Below are 20,951 nucleotides of genomic sequence, written 5' to 3' on the forward strand. Positions count from 1 at the left end.
AGATCAGTTAGCCGCAACTTTGGGGCCCATTCCGGGAATATCGACGGTGAGGGCACGATGGATGTCCGGCGTCTCTTCGATGGGCTTAAGCCCCAAAAGTGGCGCCATTCGGGCGATGATGCGCTGCACCGCCGGACCCGCCGTCCATGCGCCGGTGGTGAAACCGTAGGAGGCCTGCGCCTTGTTGTTCCGGTCGCCATGGGGTTCGTCGATGATGACGTAGACCATGTATTGCGGATCGCTCATCGGGAAGAATGAGATGAGCGAGGACAGATTGCCATGGTGCATATAGCCGCCATGCGCGCCGATCTTCTCGGCCGTGCCGGTCTTGGCGCCGACCAGGTAGCCCGGCACCTCGGCCTTCTTGCCGGTGCCGTCGGTCACGTCGTAGCGGAACAGCTCGCGCATCAGTTCCGCCGTGCGGGGCGACAGCACGCGCTGGCCCGGCGGCACGAAGCCGGCCGGCCGCTTGATCAAGGTCGCCGGGCGCAGGATGCCGCCGTCGGCGACGGCGCTCGCGGCGACGGCGAGCTGCACGGGGCTGACCGACAGGCCATGGCCGAACGCGATCGTCCAGGAATTGATCTCGCGCCACGGGTTCGGCACCTGCGGGCTGCCGATCTCGGGGATCTCGATCTGGGCCGGGCGCAGCAGGCCCAGGCGGCCGAGGAACTCCTTCTGGATCTCCGGCGTCAGCTCCTGGATCATGTGGACCGAGCCGATGTTCGACGAGACCGCGAAGATCTGCGCCACGGGGATCGCGTGATGGATCGGCTCGTCGTCGTGGATGGTGAAGCGGCCGATCGTGATCGGCTTCGAGATGTCGTACATCTTCGACAGGGTCGCGGTCTTGTTCTCGAGCGCCAGCGCGGTGTTGAAGATCTTGAAGACGGAGCCCATCTCGTAGACGCCGAGCGTCGCGCGATTGAAGATCGTCTCCGGTACGACCGTGTTGAGGTCGTTCGGATCGAAGTCCGGCAGCGAGATCAGCGACAGCACTTCGCCGGACTTGATGTCCATGATGATGCCGGTGCCGCCGACGGCGGTGAAGGCGTCGATCTGCTTCTGGATCTCTTCCTTGAGGATCGCCTGCAGGCGGATGTCGATCGACAGCTTCAGCGGCTCGGTCGACTGGCTCAAAGCGGCGTCGAACGAACGCTCGATGCCGGCCAGGCCCTTGCCGTCCAGGTCCGAATAGCCAACCACGTGGGCGGCCAGCGGCCCTTGCGGATAGATCCGCCGCTCTTCGCGCTGGAAATCGAGACCGGGCACGCCCAGCGAATTGACCTGGAATTCCTGGGTCGGCGTCAGGCGCCGCTGGATCCACACGAAGCTCTTGTCCGAGGCGAGCTTGGTATAGAGGTCGGCTTCCTTGGCGCCGGGCAGGATCTTCGCCAGTTGCTTGGCCAGCTTGGCCGGCTCGGTGATGGTGCGCGGGTTGGCGAACAGCGACGAGCTTTCGAGCGTGGTCGCGAGCACGACGCCGTTGCGGTCGACGATGTCGCCGCGGCTGAAGTGGGCGACCTTGGCGGCAGCCGGCTGGCCCAGCTTGGCGATCTCCGGATCCGGCGTCTTCAGCAGGGTCACGTCGGCCAGGCGCAGGCTGATGATGGTGAAAGCCAGCAGGAAGGCGCCCGCGGTCACCAGCAACCGGTTGCGGCTCATGTCGAGCGAGCGGTTGACGCGCGTGTCCCCGTCGGACGGGGCGGCGATCGTCGGCTTGAAATGCCGGGGACGGCAGGGATTGTCGTCGTTCTCGAGCGGGGCGACCGGCTTCATCGATCGCCTCCGGGCTTGATGGCGGCGACGTTGGTCGCATGGATGATGGGGTTCGGCTTGGACGCGACCTGCATCGCCTTCAGCACCGCCTCGATCTTGATGTCACCGCCGTCGGCAATGGCGGGGCGATCGGACTTCAGCGGCAGCTGGTCGAAGCTGCCCATCTGGGCCGAGGTCACCGGCTGCAGTGCCAGGTGGCGCGCGGCCATGTCGCCGATACGGACCGGCTGGGTCAGATAGCTCCATTCCGCCTTCAGGACGTGGATGGCGTCCTGGTCGGTCACGGTCTGGCGGTTGATCTTGCCCAGTTCGTCTTCGAGCGACTGGACCTCGTACTTGACCTTGAACAGGCCGAAGCCGAGGCCGCACACCAGGATCAGCGAGAGGAATGTCGATGAGCGCATCATGCGGCGAGCTCCTCCGCCCCGGTCGGGGCTGGCCATGCGGGGGCGGCCGTCCGCTCGGCCACGCGCAGCTTGGCGGAGCGCGCACGCGGATTGCGCGCCAATTCTTCGGGACCGGCCACGATCGGCTTGCGATGGATCAGCCGGAAGCTGGGCGCCCGGCGCTGGGCGGTGGCGTCGGGCAGGTGGCGCGAGCCGGCGGGCTCGGCGCCGGCACGGGCCTTCAGGAAGTTTTTCACGACCCGGTCTTCCAGCGAATGGAACGAGACGATGGCGAGCCGGCCGCCGGCCTTCAGCAGCCGCTCGGCCGCGGCCAGACCGCGCGCGAGTTCCCCGAGTTCGTCGTTCACATAGATGCGCAGCGCCTGGAACGTGCGGGTCGCGGGATCGATGCCGTCCTTGCTGGCCGGCACGCAGGACCGCACGATGCGGGCCAGCGCCGCGGTGCGCTCGATCGGCATTTCGGTGCGGGCCGTCACGATCGCCTTGGCGACCCGGCGCGACAGGCGCTCCTCGCCGTAGCGATAGATGATGTCGGCCAATTCCGCCTCGCCCATGGTGTTCACTACACGGGCCGCATCGGGACCGTCGCCGCCCATGCGCATGTCGAGAGGACCGTCGGACCGGAACGAAAAACCGCGCGCTGGATCGTCGATCTGCGGCGAGGACACGCCGATGTCGAGTGCCACCGCGTCGACCTGGTCGATGCCGAGCCGGCTCAGCAATTGCGCCATCTCGCCGAACTTGCCCTCGACCAGGGTCAGGCGACCGGGATGGGCGGCCGCGATCGCCGCACCGCTCGCGATCGCGGTCGGATCGCGGTCGATGCCAACCAGTGCCACCGGGGCTGCCGCCAGGATCGCCTTGGAATAACCGCCTCGTCCGAACGTACCGTCGATCACGACCTGGTCGGGACCCAGGGCGAGGGCGAGCACGACCTCGTCGACCAGCACCGGGATGTGCAGGCCCTCGGTCATGGCGTGCCCTCGGCGGCAGGCGCCGGCATGCGGGCGGTCGGCGGCATGATGAATTTGTTGTCGCGGGCGCTCTGCCGGCGGGCTGCCTGGAACGCCTCCTGCGCGGCCGGTTCCCAGATCTGGAAATTCTTGCCCTGGCCGACGAAGGCGACGTTGTCGGTGATGCCGACGAACTGCAGCAGCTCCTCGGGCAGGGTGATGCGGCCTTCGCCGTCGATCTGCAGCTGCTTCATGTCGGCGAACAGGGCCGACAGGTTCTCGTATTCTTCGGAAAACTCCGGCAGAGTCTCGAGTTGAGCCGCCATTTCCTCGACCCGCGCCAGGCCGCTGCAATCGAGTGCGGCATGCTTGAACGAGCGGAACGCGAGGATGCCGGTCGAGTTCTGTCCGGACAAGACGGTCCGAAAGAGGGCGGGTACCGAGACCCGCCCTTTCCGGTCGATCTTGTTCACGTAAGTGGACAGAAAAAGCCGCACGTGGGCTCCCCCAACAGCATCCCGGGGCGAGGCGCGGCTGCCACGGACGACTGGAAGTTCCCCCAACCAATCGCCCTCCGCCATGGGATGACATGGGATAACATGGGCTCGTATGCCCGTCAATGTCCGCCGACAGTAAAACACCAGTCAAACAAAGAAACGGGAGGGTGCACGCTCGGCACCTGCCAGTCGTTATCCGACGTCCGGCGCCGGGCCGACTCACCAGTTCTTAGCATTCGGTAAAGTTTGATGCGTTCTCTGTATGTTCTCGAAGAGCCGGCGGAACCGGGAAGAGAACACCAGACGGCCTGTAAGCCGGGTTCTGTCCCCGCTCGCCCGAAGGCGGGCAGGAGATGACCATTCCTCTTGGACGCCTGTTGCCAGGCGCCTCGCGCGACCGACCCGGATGACGGCGCGGAAAACCCGCCTGCCGGTCGACGGTCTCCGAAGAAGCCGCCGCCTGCCAGCCATCCCTATTTGGTCTTGCTCCCGGTGGGGTTTGCCATGCCGCCCTCGTTACCGAGGTCGCGGTGCGCTCTTACCGCACCCTTTCACCCTTGCCGCCCGGCCATCTCGCGATGGGCCTGGGGTTGGCGGTTTGCTCTCTGTGGCACTTTCCCTGAGGTCGCCCTCGCCGGGCGTTATCCGGCACCGTGTTTTCCGTGGAGCCCGGACTTTCCTCTACCGGCGTGAAGCCGACAGCGGTCATCCGGCCGTCTGGTCGCGCTGGATTAAGGCCGCCGGGAACCCGCGTCAATGACCGTTCACGCGATCGTCCCATGTTTTCCCATGCCGATGGCGAAATTGGGCGTTTCGCCCATCAAATCCCATGCAGGGTGGCGACCTGGGCAATTTTGAGCGCGGTTTCATCGTCGATCCGCCCGTCGACCCCCGTTGGGCGGTAGTGGCGCTGGAATGCGGCGACCGTCTGGGGCGTCGCCGCTTCGAACCCGATCCCGACCAGTTGCCGTTCCGGGTCGATCCGCGCGGTGGGTGTGCCCGCCACCGGCCACAATCCGATGCCGTGGGCAGAGAGCCAGGCCCAGTCGAACAGCGTGCCCGGGTCCTGCTTGCGGTCGGGCGCCACGTCGGAATGACCCAGCACGCGATGGGCCGGAATGGGATGGCGTGCGACGATCCCCCTCGCCAGTTCGGCCAGCGCCGCCATCTGGGCCGATGGGAACGGCCGATAGCCCCATTCCTCGCCCGGATTGACCAGCTCGATGCCGATGGAGCGGTCGTTGATGTCGCGCCGCCCGGCCCAGAACGCCTTGCCGGCGTGCCAGGCGCGCATCCGCTCGTCGACCAGGCGGTGGACCGTGCCGTCCTCGTCGACCAGCCAATGGCAACTGACCTCTGAGGTGGGATCGCACAGGCGGACCAGTGCCGCCTCGGCGCTCTGCATGCCGGTATAATGCAGCAGCAGCATGTCGATCGGCGTGCCGGGCGGGCGCGGGCCGAAGTTGGGCGAGGGGCGCTCGCGGACGATCATCAGAAGATCGACAGCTGGGTCAGGCGGGTCAGCGCCTCGAGCGCCGCCGTACCGACCAGCGAATTGCCCGACCGGTCCAGCTCCGGCGACCAGACCGCGACGCAGAATTTCGACGGCAGCACCGCCACGATGCCGCCGCCGACTCCGCTCTTGGCCGGCAGCCCGACCCGATAGGCGAAGCTGCCGACCGACTCATACATGCCGCAGGTCAGCATCAGCGCGTTGACGCGCTTGGTCTGGCGTTCGGTCAGCACGGCCTCTTCGAGGATCGGCGACAGGCCGCGGTTGGCGAGCGGCAGGAAGGCGCGAGCGAGATCGGCGCAGCTCATGGCGAGCGAGCATTGGTGGAAATAGGTATCGAGCACGGCCGCGACCGGATTGCCCAGCCGGCCGTGGCTCGCCAGCATGTTGGCCAGCGCCGCATTGGTGAAGCCGGTCTCGCGCTCCGACCGGGCGACCTCCTCGTCGAAATCGACGGCGAAGTTCTGCGACAGCACCCGGACATAGTCGCGGATCGTGTTCTTCGGCGCCCGGGAATGGGACATGACGCAATCGGTCACGACCAGCGCCCCGGCATTGATGAACGGGTTGCGCGGCACGCCCTCTTCATATTCGAGCTGGACCAGCGAATTGAACTTGCTGCCCGACGGCTCCTTGCCGCACCGGGTCCACAATTCGTCGCCGACCTGGCTGATCGCCAGCATCAAGGTGAAGGCCTTGGAGATGCTCTGGATCGAGAAGGGCTCCTCACCGTCGCCGATGGTGTGGACCGTGCCGTCGACCGTCGCGATCGCCATGCCGAACTTGGTGGACGGCACGTTCGCCAGCGCGGGGATATAATCCGCGACCTTGCCCTTGCCGAAATAGGGGCGGATCTCGTGGACGATGTTTTCGAGCAGTTCGCCGTATTCCATGCGTCCACCTTCCAGACCCTCCCCCGCGGGGAAGGGGGTTCCTCATATCAGCCCAGTTCGGCCTTCTTCATTTCCAGTTCCAGCCAACGGTCCTCGGCTTCGGCCAGTTCGACATGCAAGCCATCCAGTCGCGCGCTCGCCATGTCGAACGCCGCCCGGTCGCGAGCGTAGAGCTTCGGGTCGGCCAGCGTCTGCTGCAGGGCCGCCTGCTCCTTGCCCAGCTTCTCGATCACGCCGGGCAGGCGCTGCAGGTCGTGCTGTTCCTTGAAGCCCAGCCGCGCGGTCTTCGGTTTGTCGGTCCGCGCTGGCGCCGCGGCCTGCTTCGCAGCCTTGACCGGATCGAGCTTGGTCGGCCGCTGGCGCAGATAGTCGGTATAGCCGCCGACATATTCCGCGATCTCGCCGTCGCCTTCGACCGCGATGACCGAGGTCACCAGCCGGTCGAGGAAGTCGCGGTCGTGGCTGACCAGGTAGAGCGTGCCCTCGTAGTCGGCCAGCACCTCTTCCAACAGCTCGAGCGTATCCATGTCGAGATCGTTGGTCGGCTCGTCCAGCACCAGGAGATTCGAGGTCTGGGCCAGAACCTTGGCGATCAGCAGCCGGTTGCGCTCGCCGCCCGACAGCGCTTTGGCCGGGGTCAGCGCCTGGCGATCTTCGAACAGGAAGTCGCGCATATAGGAATTCACGTGGCGCGGCACGCCCCGCACGAACACGCTGTCGCCCCGGCCTTCGGTCAGGTTGTCGCGCACGCTCGCCTCTTCGTCGAGGCGGCTCCTCAGCTGATCGAAATAGGCTGGCACCAGATTGACGCCGAAGCGGACCTTGCCGGCATCGGGCTCGATCTCGCCGGTCAGGATCTTCAGCAGGGTCGACTTGCCGGCGCCGTTGGCGCCGATGATGCCGATCCGCTCGCCGCGCACGATCTTGGTCGAGAAATCCTGGGCGATCACCCGGGTGGCATTGGTCCCATCGGGCAGGGTCTGGGCGAAGCTCTTCGAGATGTTCTTGACCTCGACGACCAGCTGGCCGCCGGTCTCGGTCGAGGCGGCGGTGCCAAGCTTGGCCTGGCGGATGCCGACGCGCTCCGCCTTGTCCTGGCGCAGGTCCTGCAGTGCCCGGACCCGGCCCATGTTGCGCGTGCGCCGGGCCGAGATGCCCTGGCGCATCCACAGGGTCTCGGCGATCAGCTTCTTGTCGAGCCGCTGCTCTTCGGCCGCCTCCGCCGCCAGCACGCGCTCCGCCCAATCGTCGAAGCCCAGGAAGCCCTGGTCGAGCGAGAGCAGCCGGCCGCGGTCGAGCCAGATGACCCGGCGCGACAGCCGGTTGAGGAAGGCCCGGTCATGGCTGATCATCAGGATCGCGCCGCGATAGTCGGCGAGCCGCGCCTCCAGCCATTCGATCGCGGGAATGTCGAGATGGTTGGTCGGCTCGTCCAGCAGGACCACGTCCGGTTCGGCCACGAACACGCGGGCGAGCGAGACGCGGCGGCCTTCGCCGCCCGACAGTGCTACCAGCTTTCGGTCGGGATCGAGCCCGACCTCGGCCAGGATCGCCTCGACCTTGTAGCGGGTGGCGCCGTCCTGCTCATGGCCGGGCAGGCCCAGCGCCACATGGTCCGCGATGGTCATGGCCGGATCGAAATTCGGCTCCTGCGGCATGTAGGCGACATGGGCGCCGGGCTGGATGAAGCGGTCGCCGGCGTCGAGTTCGATCGTGCCGGCGAGACATTTCAACAGGGTGGATTTGCCGCTGCCGTTGCGGCCGACCAGACAGATCCGCTCCCCACGCGCAACGGCGACCGATACCTCCTGGAAGGTAGGTCTGCCGCCGTAGGTGAGGGTCGCGTTCTGCAGGGCTAGGAGCGGCGGTTGAACCGCCATCAGGCTTTCCCTTTGTGTTGCTTGGCGAGCCTGTCGTAGGCCGCGTTGATCAGCGCCAGCTTGGTGGTCGCGATCGAGACGAATTCCGCCGGCAGGCCCTGCGCCATGACCCGGTCGGGATGATTGTCGCGCACCAGCTCGTGCCAGCGCTTCTTGATGACCTCCATGTCCGACCAGGGCTCGACGCCCAGGATCAGATAGGGATCCTCTTCGACGACCGGCGCATGCTCCGAGCCCACGTGATAGGCCCGGATGCGCCGGAAGCAATATTCCTCGAACCCGAAGATCTCGGAAATCGAGCGCAGATAGGCATCTTCCGCCGGCGTGATGACGCCGTCCGCCTTGGCGATGTGGAACAGGGCGCCCAGCAGGTCTTCCAGCACCGATTTGTGGTGACCCAGCAGCTTCTTGACCTGGCGGGCATAAGTGTCGGCGCCGACCGTGCTGCGCCGGGCCAGGTTGAAGAAGAACTCGACGTTGGCGCGTTCTTCCTCGGGCGCGCTGAATACCTGGTGGAACGCTTCGATCTCGACCGGGCTCACGGTGCCGTCGGCCTTGGCCATCTTGGCGCCCAGCGCGATCACCGCGATGGTGAAGCCCACCTGCTTCGTCGCCTGTGGCCGGTCCTCGTCGCGGACCAGGTCCCGGGCGCGCGACGCGTCGGCATCGAGCGCGCGCATGGACTCGTCCTCGAGGCCGAACAGATTGCCCCAGGACAGCTCCTGCACCCCTTCGACGATGCGGGCCCAGATGGTCACGGTCGGATCGACTCCTTCGCCAAGAGAATACGGCATAGCCGTGCGGATCGCCCTACGTCAAGAAACCCGGTTGCATTGCAATAGAGGGCAGCCTTTTTTGCGGGCAAAGGGTCGCAGGTTACAACCCGCTCTCGCGACGGGACGCTTTGTGATCTAAGTTTATTCCGTCGCGGAGAAAGGCCTGTGGACGCTAGGCCGTTCCATCCGTGTGTCCATGATAGTCGACTTCGCGTCCTAGGGCTAACCGGGGGCTACCAGGCGATGATCGAGATTTCCGTGAACGGCAAGGTCCATCGGCTCGATGTCGAGGACGACATGCCGCTCTTGTGGGTGCTGCGCGACGAACTGGGCATGACCGGGACGAAATACGGCTGTGGCATCGGTCAGTGCGGCGCCTGCACCGTCCACGTCGATGGCGAGGCGCAACGCTCGTGCTCCCTGCCGGTCAGCGCCGCGGTCGGCGGCAGGATCACCACGATCGAGGGCCTGTCCCCCGACAGCAGCCACCCGGTCCAGAAAGCCTGGGTCGCCGAGGACGTGCCGCAATGCGGCTATTGCCAGTCCGGGCAGATCATGGCGGCGGCTGCGTTCCTGGCGGCCAATCCCAGGCCGACCGATGCCGACATCGACCGGAACCTCAGCAACATCTGTCGCTGCGGCACCTATCCGCGCATGCGCAAGGCGATCCACCGCGCCGCCGCGCTGATCGTGCGCTAGGGGAGGGATGCGATGACCCATCTGGTTCCGCTCTCGCGCCGTTTCTTCATCACCTCAGGCCTGTCGGCCGCCGGAGGCCTCGCCATCGGCCTGGCGCTGCCCGGTCGCGCCGACGCCTTGGCGATCGATGCGGCGCCCTGGGCGTCGATCACCGATGTCAAGGCGGCCGAAATCAATGCCTGGATCCTGATCGAGCCCGACGACAGCGTGACCATCCGCGTCGCGCAGTCGGAAATGGGCGAGGGCATCTTCACCGCCCTGCCGATGATCGTGGCCGAGGAACTGGAGTGTGACTGGACCAAGGTGCGCGCGGAATATGCCGAGGCGCACCGCAACCTGGTCGATGGCCATCCCTATGGGCGCATGGGCACCGGCGGCAGCGGCGCCGTCCGGCGCTCGCGTGAGTTCCTGCAGCAGGCCGGCGCCAGCGCCCGGGTCCGGCTGATCGCGGCGGCGGCCCAGCAATGGGCGGTGCCGGCGGGCGACTGCAGCGCCCGGGACGGCAAGGTCACGCATGCGGCCAGCCAGCGCTGGCTGGGTTACGGCGCCTTGGCCGGTGCGGCTGCCAAGATTGCGCTCGCCGAGGAGCCGGCGATCAAGACTCCAGACCAGTTCCGCCTGATCGGCCAGCCGCAGGCCCGGTTCGACACGCCGGTCAAGGTCAACGGCCAAGCCAAGTTCGGCATCGATACCCGGATCGATGGCATGGTCTATGCCGCGGTCACGACCTGCCCGGTATTCGGCGGTACGGTCCGTCACGTCGACGACAGCAAGGTCAGGGGCCGGCGCGGTATCCGGCAGATCGTGCCGATCCCGGGCGGCATCGCCGTGGTCGCCGACAGTTTCTGGCGTGCGAAGCAGGCGGTTGCCGACCTCGTCATCACCTGGGACGAAGGCGCTGGGGCGGGCACCGACAGCGACCAGTTCCGCAAGGAATATCGCGACACCCTCGACGGGCCGGCCGCCAACGCCAAGCATGCGGGCGACGTCACTGCGGCCCTGGCCAAGGCGGCAAAGAAGGTCGATGCGCTCTATGAGGCCCCCCACGTCGCCCATGCGGCGATGGAGCCGTTGAACGCGACCGTCCATATCCAGGGCGATCGGCTCGACGCCTGGATGGGCACCCAGGACCCGGATGGTGCCTTGCAACGTGCGGCCAAGGCCGCAGGCATGAAGCCGGAACAGGTCTTCATCCACAATTGCTTCCTCGGTGGCGGGTTCGGTCGGCGCGCGATCAACGACGAGCTGGAGCAGGCGGTCATCGTCGCCAAGGCGGTCGGCAAGCCGGTCAAGCTGGTGTGGACGCGCGAAGAGGACATGCAGCACGACCGCTACCGGCCTCAGGCGGCGATCCGCTTCAAGGCGGGTCTGGGCACCGACGGAATGCCGGTCGCCTGGGACATGCGCACGGCGGTCGGCTCGATCAGCCGCTCGCTCGGCCGCGATCCGGTCGCCAGCGGGGTCGAGCCCTCGGCGGTCGAAGGCCTGTCGAACGTGCCCTATGCGGTCGCCAATCTGAATGTCGACTGTATTTTGAAGAACACCCACGTGCCGGTGATGTTCTGGCGCTCGGTCGGCAGTTCCCAGAACGCCTTCGCGCTCGAAAGCTTCGTCGACGAGATGGCGGTGGCGGCCGGCAAGGACCCATATCGGTTCCGGCGCGAGCTGCTGGCCGGCAAGCCCGATTTCCTCAAGGTGCTGGATACGCTCGCCGAAAAGGGCGACTGGTCGAAGAAGCTGCCGGCGGGCCAGGGCCGCGGCATCGCCATCCACGAAAGTTTCGGCACCATCGTCGGCGAGATCGTCGAGGTCTCGGTCAGTCCCAAGGGCGAGGTCAAGGTGCCGCGCGTGGTCGCCGTGGTCGATTGCGGCCATGTCGTCAATCCGCGCACCGTCGAGATGCAGATCGAAAGCGCCGTGATCTACGGCCTGACCGCGGCACTCTATGGCGAGATCACCATCAAGGACGGCCGGGTCCAGGAAGCCAATTTCGATGCCTATGAAATGGTGCGCTTCGCCGATGCGCCAGTGATCGAGACCTATCTGGCGCTGTCGGGCGGCACCAAATGGGGCGGCATCGGCGAGCCGGGCACACCGCCGATCGCGCCGGCGCTATGCAACGCGATCTTTGCCGCGACCGGCAAACGCATCCGTTCGCTGCCGATCAAGAATACGGACCTCAGCGGCCGCGCGTGATCGGCACGGCTGAAACGACGAAGCCCGTCCGGGTGCCGGACGGGCTTCGTACTGTGCCGTGGGCGAGCGGGATCAGTTTCGGGCGAGCTTGACGCTGCCCTTGCCGGGAGGAACCACGACGCAGAGGTGGCCTTTCTTGTGGAGCGCCCCGCAGGCGTCGCGCGCCTGGCGTTCCGTCGAGAAGCCGTTCAGGCGGGCGCGGTAGATCTTGTGCTTCTCGTTCCTCTCCGGGGCCAGGATCGAGGTCTGGCCACGCACGCCGGCGAGGCGGATCGCGTGATCGGCGGCTTCCTCAGCCTGGGAATGGCTGCTGAAGGCGCCGACCTGGACGGCCCAGCGCTCGCTCGACACCGCGGTCACGATGCCGCCGGGCTTGGCGGCATGGGCGCGCAGGATCCGCGCCGAAGCCGGCGCTTGGGTCGCGGCCGGTGTGGCGGCCTCCGCCTTCGGGATCGGCGACAGGGCGGCCAGCACGCTGCCGGCGCCGGCGAACAGGCGCTTGGCCGTCCGCGCACTCTGGCCGCCGGCCTCGGCCACCAGCATCGGGTCGGTCTGCCGATGGGCGAAGCCGTTGTCGAGCAGGGTGGCCATCAGATTGTCGCGCACGCCGCCACTGGTCGAACCCATGACCACGCCGATCAGGCGATGGCCGTCACGCTCGGCCGACGAGGCCAGATTGAAGCCGGAGGCCGACGTGAAGCCGGTCTTGAGCCCGTCCATCCCGGCATAACGGTACATCAGGTGGTTGTGCCCTTTGATGACCCGGCCGCGGAAGATGAACTCGCGCGTGGCGAAGAAGCGGTAATATTGGGGGAAATCGTCGTGCAGATGCTGGGCGAGCTTGACCAGATCGCGCGCTGAGGTGACCTGCTCGTCGTCGGGCAGTCCGGACGCATTGCGGAAGGTCGTGTTGGTCATGCCCAGCGCGTGCGCCTTGTCGGTCATCATGCGGGCGAAAGCCGTCTCGCTGCCGCCCGCCAGATACTCGCCGGCGATGGCGGCACAGTCGTTCGCCGACAGCACGACCATGCCGAGGACGCATTCCTTGACCGAAACCATGTCGCCGGCCGGAACGCCCAAATGGGTCGGCATCTTCGCGGCGGCGAATTCGGAAACCGGCATGCGCGTATCTAGCGTGATCTTGCCGCGCTGCAAGGCTTCGAAAGTCATGTACAGCGTCATCATCTTGGTCAACGACGCCGGATGGTTCAATTCATCCGCATTGACCTCATTCAGCACTTCCCCCGTCGTGCTGTCGATGACCATCGAGGCATAACCGGCCCAGGCGGAAGTAGAGCCGCCGGCTAGACAGGTCATGCCCAAAAGAACGGTTGCAACTGCCAAGCCCCCCTGGCGTCGCGACCGCCGAATTGAATGGATGCTCAACTCGGCCTCCCCCAACAAAGACGTTCCATCGTATCGATACGACGAGACATTAAAAAAATAGTGAATCTCTGTCCATCATCTTTCGATGCATCAGTTGAATTTAGCTGTGGAAATCTTTTGCGTCGCGACAAGTCGCCGCTCTCCCCCCATCGACTGGAATAAAGCGGGAACGAGTCCCTGCACCCGGCGGATCAACCGCAAATGATCGGCCGCGAACACAGAGTCTGTTCTGACTTCGACGTGCGGGAATACCGCTCCCGTCTGGGCCGGGGCGGTGATTGATTGATTCATTTCAGAAGGTTAGGGCAACAGCTTTTCGACCCAGGGACCGTCGGGCAATTGACCGGCCAGCTGGGTGATATGGCTGTTCCACCACTGCCTCTGTTCCATGAGATCGTCATAGTCCAGTTCGGCCAGGCGGATCTTGCCGTCCTCGGTCGAGAGCGTGGCGAGATCGATCGGGTACCCCACGTCGGCCGCACTGAACCGGGTCGAATCGAACGACAGATAGGCGATCTTGAGGGCGGCCTGCATCGGCGTGTCGTAGCTGAGGGCCCGGTCGAGGATCGGCTTGCCGTAGGACGTGGAGCCGACCGAGAGATAGGGCGTGCGTTCGTCGCACGCGATCCAGTTGCCTTCCGGATAGATCATGAACAGGCCGGGCTCGGCATCGTCGACCAGCTTGCCGCCCATGATGCAATGCAGATTGAGCGGCAAGGCCGCGGCCTCCAGCGCCTCCTGGTCCTCAAGTTTGACCTTGCGGAGGGCCGTGCAGAAGCCATCGACCGCGTCGAGGATCCGGCGGAACGGCTTGGCGCCGGGGGCTCGCATATCCCGCTCCAGAAAGGCCAGCGTCTTGTCGCGCACCGAGCGCAGGCCGGAGGTCATGACCATGAACCGGCCGTCTTCGGCGCCGTGCAGCGTCAGCTTGCGGGCATGGGACACCTGGTTGCCCGAGGTCACCCGGCCGTCGGAGAGGGCGATCAGCCCCTCTCGAATCTTGATCCCGACGCAATAGGTCAACCGCTTCTTCCCATTCGTTCCGTCCGCTCGCCCTCGAGCCCCCGGCGCACCAGAGAATGCCTCAGGGGGCGGTCTCGCATCAAGCCTTGCCCAAGGTCGAGGGCGTTGGAAGCGGGGCTGCGGATTTCGTGCCTTTTCACAGATTATGTTGCAGTGCACAAAAAAATCATTGACTCCAGGAACGGGTACCCCTATCTCTGGGATGTGTTGCGGTGCAGCAATCGCTGGGAGCGGGAATTCAAGCCCACCCCGGACCCGCTCGTGGAGGACCTGAGATGACGAATTCGGATCAGAAGACAGTGAAGCCCGTCGCCGCCAAGCCGACCAAGGCTGTGAGCGCGACCGTCGCTGCCAAGCCGGCCGCCAAGGTTTCCGCCGCGAAAGCCCCCATCGCCAAGCCCGCCGTTGCGCAGCCCGCCGCCGTGAAGGCGCCGACACCTCCTGTCGCCGCTGCCAAGCCGGTCGCCGCCGCGAAGCCCGTCGCTGTCGAAGCCGCGCCGGCCAGGACCCCGGCTCCCGGGCCCGTCGCAGCCCCGGCCGCCGTCGCGGCTCCGGCTCCGGTCGCCCCCAGGATCGAGCCGGTCGTTGCGGCCCCGGCGGCCGCTCCGGCCGCCGCCATCGAGAAATCCCCGGTGCCGGTCGCACCCGTGGTCAAGGCGGCCGCCGCCGCCGCCGTGGTTGAAAAGCACGTTTCGAAGCCGGTCGTCGAGGCGCCGGTTCCGTCAATCGTTCCCCCAAAGGCCTCGACGATCCCCCCCGTCCTTTCCACTCCCCAAATCAAGGTGTTCCCCATGTCGACCCAGACCTTCAAGGGCTACGAAGACTTCGCCGCTTTCGGTAAGGCCAATCTCGAGGCTTTCGTTCAGGCCAACACGCTGTTCGCCAAGGGCTTCGAGGCCCTGTCGAAGGAAGTCGTCAGCCTGACCCAGTCGTCGCTCGAGAGCAGCGCCGCCGCCACCAAGGCGCTGTTCGCCGCCAAGACCCTCAAGGACGTCGTCGAGCTGCAGGCCGACTTCGCCAAGACCTCGTTCGAGAAGCTGGTCGCCAATTCGACCAAGATCGGCGAAATGACCGTCAAGCTGGCGACCGACTCGAGCGCGCCGATCGGCGCCCGTGTCACCGCCGCTTCGGAAAAGGCTCTGAAGCCGGTCGCCTGAGACCGTCCTTCCCCGAGCGCATTCCTTCGCGCCATCGGTCGCTGCCATTCCTCCCCTATGGCGGCGATCGATCCGACGGCCTCCCGGCTCACGCCGGGGGGCCGTTTTCGATTCCGGGTCCTTGCACATGCAGGATTCGGGCGCGGCACGACCCAAGGGGCTTGGGTACGCGCCATCCGATCCCATATAGTTTCTCCCGAGCCTTTCCCTCTAGCGACGCCTTCGGACCCAATGGATCACCCGAGACTGCCTGCCCCGAGCCAACGATGAGCGACATCGAAAAACGCGACGACGACGACCATTCGACCGGCGTCGTCGTCAAGACCAAGCCCAAGACCCGCAAGCCTTCGCTCTATAAGGTCTTGATGCTGAACGATGATTACACGCCGATGGAATTCGTCGTGCACGTGCTCGAGCGGTTCTTCTCCAAGAACCGGGAGGAGGCGACCACGATCATGATGCACGTGCATCGTCGTGGCGTTGGGATCTGTGGCGTTTTCACCTACGAGGTTGCCGAGACAAAAGTGACGCAGGTCATGGATTTTGCTCGGCAGCATCAGCATCCTTTGCAGTGCACTCTGGAGAAGGAATAGCGCCCCATGCTGTCGCGGAACCTTGAGAAGACGCTGCATCGAGCCCTGGCCTATGCCAACGAGCGGCGTCACGAATACGCGACACTCGAGCACCTGCTGCTCTCGCTGACCGAGGACCAGGACGCTGTCGCCGTGCTGCGCGCCTGCACGGTCGACGTCGACAAGCTGCGCCGGGATCTCGCCGGCTATGTCGACAACGAACTGGCGAGCCTCGTCTCGCCCCATGTGGAGGATGCCAAGCCGACCGCCAGCTTCCAGCGCGTGCTGCAACGGGCGGCGATCCATGTGCAATCGTCCGGTCGCGAGGAAGTGACCGGCGCCAACGTGCTGGTCGCCATGTTCGCCGAGCGCGAGAGCCATGCCGTCTATTTCCTGCAGGAGCAGGAGATGACCCGGTTCGACGCGGTCAACTACATCTCCCACGGCATTGCCAAGGCGCCGGGCCGCTCCGAGACCCGCCGGGTCCAGGGCGCCGAGGAGGAGCGGGTCGAGAATGGCGAGAAGAGCGGTGCCAAGCGCGGTCATGACGCGCTCGACGCCTATACCGTCAACCTCAACAAAAAGGCCAAGTCCGGCAAGATCGACCCGCTGATCGGCCGCGAGGCGGAGGTCGACCGCACCATCCAGATCCTGTGCCGTCGGTCCAAGAACAATCCGCTCTATGTCGGCGATCCGGGCGTCGGCAAGACCGCCATCGCCGAGGGCCTAGCCCGCCGCATCGTCCAGCTCGAAGTGCCGGAAGTGCTGCAGAACGCGGTGATCTACTCGCTCGACATGGGCTCGCTCCTGGCCGGCACCCGCTATCGCGGCGATTTCGAGGAGCGGCTGAAGGCCGTGCTGTCGGAGCTCGAGGCGCAGCCCCATGCGGTGCTGTTCATCGACGAGATCCATACGGTGATCGGCGCCGGCGCCACCTCGGGCGGCGCCATGGATGCATCGAACCTGCTGAAACCGGCCTTGGCCAGCGGCACGATCCGCTGCATCGGCTCGACCACCTACAAGGAATATCGGTCTTACTTCGAGAAGGACCGGGCGCTGGTCCGGCGCTTCCAGAAGATCGACGTCAACGAGCCGTCGGTCGAGGATGCGGTCAAGATCCTGCGCGGCCTGAAGCCCTATTACGAGAAATACCACAAGGTGCGCTATACGGCGGCGGCGATCCGGGCCGCGGTCGAGCTGTCGTCGCGCTACATCAACGACCGCAAGCTGCCGGACAAGGCGATCGACGTGATCGACGAGGTCGGTGCCGCCCAGATGCTGCTGCCCGAGAGCCGGCGCCGCAAGACGATCACCGACAAGGAGATCGAGGCGGTGATCGCGACCATGGCCCGCATTCCGGCCAAGAGCGTGTCGCGCGACGACAAGGAAGTGCTGCTGAACCTCGACCGCGACCTGAAGACCATGGTGTTCGGCCAGGACAGCGCGATCGAGGCGCTCACGTCTGCGATCAAGCTGGCGCGGGCGGGCTTGCGCGACCAGGAAAAGCCGATCGGCTCCTACCTGTTCTCGGGCCCGACCGGCGTCGGCAAGACCGAGGTCGCGCGCCAGCTGGCCCGCACACTCGGCATCGAGATCACGCGCTTCGACATGTCGGAATACATGGAGCGGCACACGATCTCGCGCCTGATCGGCGCCCCGCCAGGCTATGTGGGCTTCGACCAAGGCGGGTTGCTGACCGACGCGGTCGACCAGCATCCCCATTGCGTGCTGCTGCTCGACGAAATCGAGAAGGCGCATCCGGACCTGTTCAACATCCTGTTGCAGGTGATGGATTACGGCAAGCTGACCGACCACAACGGCAAGAACGTCGATTTCCGCAACGTCATCCTGATCATGACGACCAATGCGGGCGCCGCCGAGATGGCGAAGCCGGCGATCGGCTTCGGCAGCAACGTGCGCACCGGCGACGATCAGGAGGCGATCAACCGGCTGTTCTCGCCGGAATTCCGCAACCGGCTCGACAGCATCATCTCGTTCGCGGCCTTGTCGCGCGAGACGATCCACAAGGTCGTCGACAAGTTCGTCCTGCAGCTCGAAGTGCAACTGGCCGATCGCGGCGTCACGATCGAGCTCGACCAGGCCGCTCGCGATCACCTGGCCGAGAAGGGTTACGACCCGCTCTATGGTGCCAGGCCCTTGGGCCGGGTCATCCAGGAGAGCATCAAGAAGCCTCTGGCCGAGGAGTTGCTGTTCGGCAAGCTGGCCAAGGGCGGCGTCGTCACCGTCACGGTCAAGGACGACAAGCTCGCCTTCACGTTCCAGGCCTCGGCCCCGGAGAAGCCCGGCGGCGGGTCGGAACCGGCGGAGAAGGAACCGGTCTTCGCCGAGTAATCCGGCCAGGATCGTCGCTTGATATCGGAACGCCGGCCTCGCGAGGGGCCGGCGTTTCGCGTTTCCGATCCGTCATCGATTCCATGCTAGCGTCCGGCGGAATTCATCGCTTCGCCGGAGACATCGATGCCCCCGTCCGTCCGTCCGTCCGCCCGATCCTTCTTCTGGGCGGCGGCCAGCTGCGCCGTCCTGGTGCTGCTGGCGATCGGGTTCGCCGACCGGCCGGTCTCGACCTGGTCGCACGCCCATCTCCATGGCCAGCAAGGCTTCATCTGGCTGACCTGGATCGTCGACCCGATCCCGCCGCTGGCCGTGCTGGGCCTGATCGGTGCCGGCATCGCCGTGGTCGCCGGCTGGCGCCCGGGTGCGCGCGGACGGGTGCTGTTGGCGTTCTGCCTGGCGACCGTCGCGGCCCTGGTCATCAAGGACGAGCTGAAGATCCTGTTCGGCCGCACTTGGCCCGAGACCTGGACCAACAACAACCCGTCCTGGATCAGGGACGGCGTGTTCGGCTTCGAACCGTTCCACGGCGGCGCCGGCTGGTTCTCGTTCCCGTCGGGCCACACGACCCTGATCACGGCGCCGATGGTCGTGCTGTGGCTCTGCGTGCCGCGGTTGCGCGCGGTCTGGGCGGCCCTGATCGCGCTGGTCGTGATCGGCCTGTTGGGCGCCGATTTTCACTGGCTGAGCGACATCATCGCAGGGTTCTATCTCGGCACGGCGGTCGCGATCGGCGTGGTGGCGCTGCTGCGGGCGAGACCGTGAGCGCGATCGGGATCCGGCCGCTGACCCAGGCCGATGCCGCCGGCTTCCGAGCCCTGCGGCTCGAAGGCTTACGCTTGGCGCCGGACGCGTTCAGTGCCGCCTATGAAGACGAGGTTGAGCGCGGCGAAGCGGAATTCGCCAGCCGCATTCCGGACGCGCCGCCATCGGCGATCTTCGGCGCGTTCCGCGATGGCCGGCTCGTCGCGCTCACCGGCCTCGCGGTCCGGCCCGGCGCCAAGGAGCGGCATAAGGGCCTGATCTGGGGCGTCTATGTCGCAGCCGACGCCCGCGGCCTGGGCCTCGCCCGCCGCCTGCTCGACACGGCGATCGCCCATGCCCGCACGATCGAGGGACTGGAGATCCTGCAGCTCGGCGTCGCCGTTACGAACGAGCCGGCAAAGGCGCTCTATGGCGCCGCCGGGTTCGAGGTCTTCGGCATCGAACGCAAGGCGCTCAGGCTCGCACCGGGACGCTATGTGGACGAGGAACTGAGGATGCTGGAACTGGCCGTCGGCTGAGCCCACTCGGTCCAGTGCTCCTCGATCCAATCCTTCTGGACGTAAAGTTCGTATCGGTCGAGGATCTTCGCGCGTTCAAGGAGATGGGTGGCGACCAGCGCCTCATCGAGGGCTCGATTGAGCGCGTCGCCGCCCTCCTCATCGCCGTGATCGTAGTAGTAGCGTTTGATCTCGTCGCGGATGGTCGGCGCGTCCTTGGGCTCGACGTTCGCGATCCATTCGAGGAAGTCGGACAGTTCGTCGATCCGATCGGGTGACATCGGCAAGACCACGTATGGCTCTTCTTCGGGGTCGGTCCGAAGCTGTTCGACGGCCGAAGGCATGTGCGGCTCGAGGATGCCGGACTCCGGCGGCACGGTCGCGCGCATCATGTCGATCAGGCAATCGCATGCCGCTTCAACAGCAGTGCCGGTGGGCAGGGAAATGGCCGCGTCCTCGTCCGTCGTCCAGCCGCCTTTCTTGGAATAGAGGCGTCCAGGGGTGATTTTGAACCCGTCCTCGTCATGGGCGATTTTCCAAGAGCCGGTCGAGCTTCGATCGAAAGCCGTCCAGCTTTCCGCGCCTGCGAGAACCAGTAAGGCGTCCCGCTTTTCATCCCGGAGGGACGGCTCTGTCCCGAGCATTGGGTTGCCGCGACGAAACCGATCTTCGATGGCTGCCCGGATCTCGTCGGTGTTTTGTAACGGGATGGCCGCGATCGGTTCGATCATCCGATGCACGCCGGTGGAGGTCCGCCCATAGCTCGGAACATAGACAATGCCCCGCCTCAGGTAGCAGATCGCCTGTAGCTGGCGCTTCGGCATCGGAGACTCGGCGGCGAAAATCGCGGCGGCACGGTCGCACAGGGCGTCGAGGTCGGTGTCCGGCGGCAACCGGATTGCGTTGGTGGCATCCGCAATCCATCGCCGGCTGGCCCTATCCAGCAATTTCGGGGTAATCCGATAGGCGCCGCCCCGCCGTTCGATCTGCCAGATCGTGACGCCCTCATAGAACGACGACCAGCTTCCGACCCCGGCCAAACGGGGCAGCGGCGGCAAGGCTACCTGTCGCCTTCGGCGATCGAGGGTGGGCAGGCGAGGTTCACCGCGCTCGATCGCTTGCCTGATCGCCTGGTGCAGCGCTTCGCCGTCCGTCACGGGCACGACGGCCACGGGCTCGACCATCCGCCTGACCCCGCTGTCCTCCCGCCCGAAGGTCGGGATGAAGGCGAAACCGTCCCGTAAATAACAGGACACCGAGATGCCGGAAACCCCGTGGCCCGGCAACGCTACGGCGGTGCGAGCCCACAACCAGCCGAAAATGCCGCCAAAAGCGGCTAGGGAAAAACGACCCATACCATCCACCGTCGGTTGAAGATGGCAGTCATAATGTTTCTGTTTTGTTCCAAAAGCAAGAGCATGTTTCGCGACCGGTGCTCACGCTCTGATTATTCGCCATGGTTATCATTCTGCCGCAGTTTGTAGGATTGCGTGGCACCAACCGGGATAGCTGAGCGGGAAGCAAAGCAGCGATTGCCGGAAGCTCGCAGGCTCGTTGCTGACATAGTGAATAGGCCGCAAAGCGGATGGCTGCTTTTGTCCGTCAG

At 65.7% G+C, this 20,951-nt stretch carries 18 protein-coding genes and 1 other RNA gene; 7 read left to right on the plus strand and 12 right to left on the minus strand.

The genetic code is table 11. The features are described 5' to 3' along the window. Positions 1-3 precede the first annotated feature (3 nt). The 9 genes from VGV37_RS19455 to VGV37_RS19495 all read right to left on the minus strand — a co-directional run bounded on the left by VGV37_RS19455 (position 4) and on the right by VGV37_RS19495 (position 8,680). A complete protein-coding gene (locus tag VGV37_RS19455) occupies positions 4-1,779 on the minus strand; it encodes a penicillin-binding protein 2 (RefSeq protein ID WP_326881399.1) in 1,776 nt (591 codons plus the stop codon). After that, positions 1,776-2,186: a cell division protein FtsL gene (ftsL, locus tag VGV37_RS19460; RefSeq protein ID WP_326881400.1), complete on the minus strand. Its 411-nt coding sequence runs from the start codon at positions 2,184-2,186 to the stop codon at positions 1,776-1,778. The genes VGV37_RS19455 and ftsL overlap by 4 nt, the downstream gene beginning before the upstream one ends. Then, positions 2,183-3,160: a 16S rRNA (cytosine(1402)-N(4))-methyltransferase RsmH gene (gene rsmH / locus VGV37_RS19465; protein ID WP_326881401.1), complete on the minus strand. Its 978-nt coding sequence runs from the start codon at positions 3,158-3,160 to the stop codon at positions 2,183-2,185. The genes ftsL and rsmH overlap by 4 nt, the downstream gene beginning before the upstream one ends. Next, entirely contained in the window at positions 3,157-3,636 is a 480-nt protein-coding gene (locus VGV37_RS19470) for a division/cell wall cluster transcriptional repressor MraZ (protein WP_326881402.1), read from the minus strand. Before VGV37_RS19470 ends, rsmH begins: the two co-directional genes overlap by 4 nt. 295 nt (positions 3,637-3,931) lie before the next feature. After that, positions 3,932-4,357, minus strand: an RNA gene (rnpB, locus tag VGV37_RS19475) — RNase P RNA component class A. A 99-nt stretch (positions 4,358-4,456) separates the two neighbouring features. Continuing rightward, positions 4,457-5,128 (minus strand): N-acetylmuramoyl-L-alanine amidase, encoded by a 672-nt coding sequence (locus VGV37_RS19480; protein WP_326881403.1) that lies wholly within the window; start codon positions 5,126-5,128, stop codon positions 4,457-4,459. After that, on the minus strand, positions 5,128-6,042 hold the full coding sequence (locus VGV37_RS19485) for a glutaminase (protein ID WP_326881404.1): 915 nt from the start codon (positions 6,040-6,042) through the stop codon (positions 5,128-5,130). Before VGV37_RS19485 ends, VGV37_RS19480 begins: the two co-directional genes overlap by 1 nt. A gap of 47 nt (positions 6,043-6,089) precedes the next feature. Beyond that, positions 6,090-7,922, minus strand: coding sequence for an ATP-binding cassette domain-containing protein (locus tag VGV37_RS19490; RefSeq protein ID WP_326881405.1), 1,833 nt, complete (start codon positions 7,920-7,922; stop codon positions 6,090-6,092). Beyond that, positions 7,922-8,680, minus strand: coding sequence for a molecular chaperone DjiA (locus tag VGV37_RS19495; RefSeq protein ID WP_326881406.1), 759 nt, complete (start codon positions 8,678-8,680; stop codon positions 7,922-7,924). Before VGV37_RS19495 ends, VGV37_RS19490 begins: the two co-directional genes overlap by 1 nt. 261 nt (positions 8,681-8,941) lie before the next feature. Between VGV37_RS19495 and VGV37_RS19500 the strand changes: the two genes are divergently transcribed. Together VGV37_RS19500 and VGV37_RS19505 are read left to right on the plus strand one after the other, a co-directional pair. Next, positions 8,942-9,397 (plus strand): (2Fe-2S)-binding protein, encoded by a 456-nt coding sequence (locus tag VGV37_RS19500; RefSeq protein WP_326881407.1) that lies wholly within the window; start codon positions 8,942-8,944, stop codon positions 9,395-9,397. A 12-nt stretch (positions 9,398-9,409) separates the two neighbouring features. Beyond that, the gene (locus VGV37_RS19505) at positions 9,410-11,593 is read left to right on the plus strand and encodes a xanthine dehydrogenase family protein molybdopterin-binding subunit (RefSeq protein WP_326881408.1); all 2,184 of its coding nucleotides are present in this window, start codon (positions 9,410-9,412) and stop codon (positions 11,591-11,593) included. Between the two features lie 72 nt (positions 11,594-11,665). Here the strand turns inward: VGV37_RS19505 and VGV37_RS19510 are convergent, their stop codons facing one another. Both VGV37_RS19510 and VGV37_RS19515 read right to left on the minus strand, forming a co-directional pair. Continuing rightward, the gene (locus VGV37_RS19510; protein WP_326881409.1) at positions 11,666-12,910 is read right to left on the minus strand and encodes a D-alanyl-D-alanine carboxypeptidase; all 1,245 of its coding nucleotides are present in this window, start codon (positions 12,908-12,910) and stop codon (positions 11,666-11,668) included. A 369-nt stretch (positions 12,911-13,279) separates the two neighbouring features. Continuing rightward, the gene (locus tag VGV37_RS19515; protein ID WP_326881410.1) at positions 13,280-14,002 is read right to left on the minus strand and encodes a peptidase; all 723 of its coding nucleotides are present in this window, start codon (positions 14,000-14,002) and stop codon (positions 13,280-13,282) included. 275 nt (positions 14,003-14,277) lie between these two features. On the opposite strand from VGV37_RS19515, the gene VGV37_RS19520 reads away from it, so the two are divergent. From VGV37_RS19520 to VGV37_RS19540, 5 genes are all read left to right on the plus strand, one after another. Further along, positions 14,278-15,159: a phasin family protein gene (locus VGV37_RS19520; RefSeq protein ID WP_326881411.1), complete on the plus strand. Its 882-nt coding sequence runs from the start codon at positions 14,278-14,280 to the stop codon at positions 15,157-15,159. A gap of 266 nt (positions 15,160-15,425) precedes the next feature. Beyond that, positions 15,426-15,752, plus strand: a complete 327-nt coding sequence (gene clpS / locus VGV37_RS19525; protein WP_326881412.1) for an ATP-dependent Clp protease adapter ClpS — start codon at positions 15,426-15,428, stop codon at positions 15,750-15,752. Between the two features lie 6 nt (positions 15,753-15,758). Beyond that, positions 15,759-18,083 carry an ATP-dependent Clp protease ATP-binding subunit ClpA gene (clpA, locus tag VGV37_RS19530; protein WP_326881413.1) on the plus strand — a complete coding sequence of 775 codons (2,325 nt, stop codon included), beginning with the start codon at positions 15,759-15,761 and terminating at the stop codon, positions 18,081-18,083. Positions 18,084-18,209: 126 nt separating this feature from the next. Continuing rightward, positions 18,210-18,848, plus strand: coding sequence for a phosphatase PAP2 family protein (locus tag VGV37_RS19535; RefSeq protein ID WP_326881414.1), 639 nt, complete (start codon positions 18,210-18,212; stop codon positions 18,846-18,848). Beyond that, positions 18,845-19,366 (plus strand): GNAT family N-acetyltransferase, encoded by a 522-nt coding sequence (locus VGV37_RS19540; protein ID WP_326881415.1) that lies wholly within the window; start codon positions 18,845-18,847, stop codon positions 19,364-19,366. Before VGV37_RS19535 ends, VGV37_RS19540 begins: the two co-directional genes overlap by 4 nt. Here the strand turns inward: VGV37_RS19540 and VGV37_RS19545 are convergent. Beyond that, on the minus strand, positions 19,321-20,700 hold the full coding sequence (locus VGV37_RS19545; RefSeq protein WP_326881416.1) for a hypothetical protein: 1,380 nt from the start codon (positions 20,698-20,700) through the stop codon (positions 19,321-19,323). The genes VGV37_RS19540 and VGV37_RS19545 overlap by 46 nt on opposite strands. Between the last annotated feature and the right edge of the window lie 251 nt (positions 20,701-20,951).

Origin of the sequence: Aliidongia sp., assembly GCF_035943795.1 — a bacterium.
Classification (GTDB): Bacteria; Pseudomonadota; Alphaproteobacteria; order ATCC43930; family CGMCC-115725; genus Aliidongia.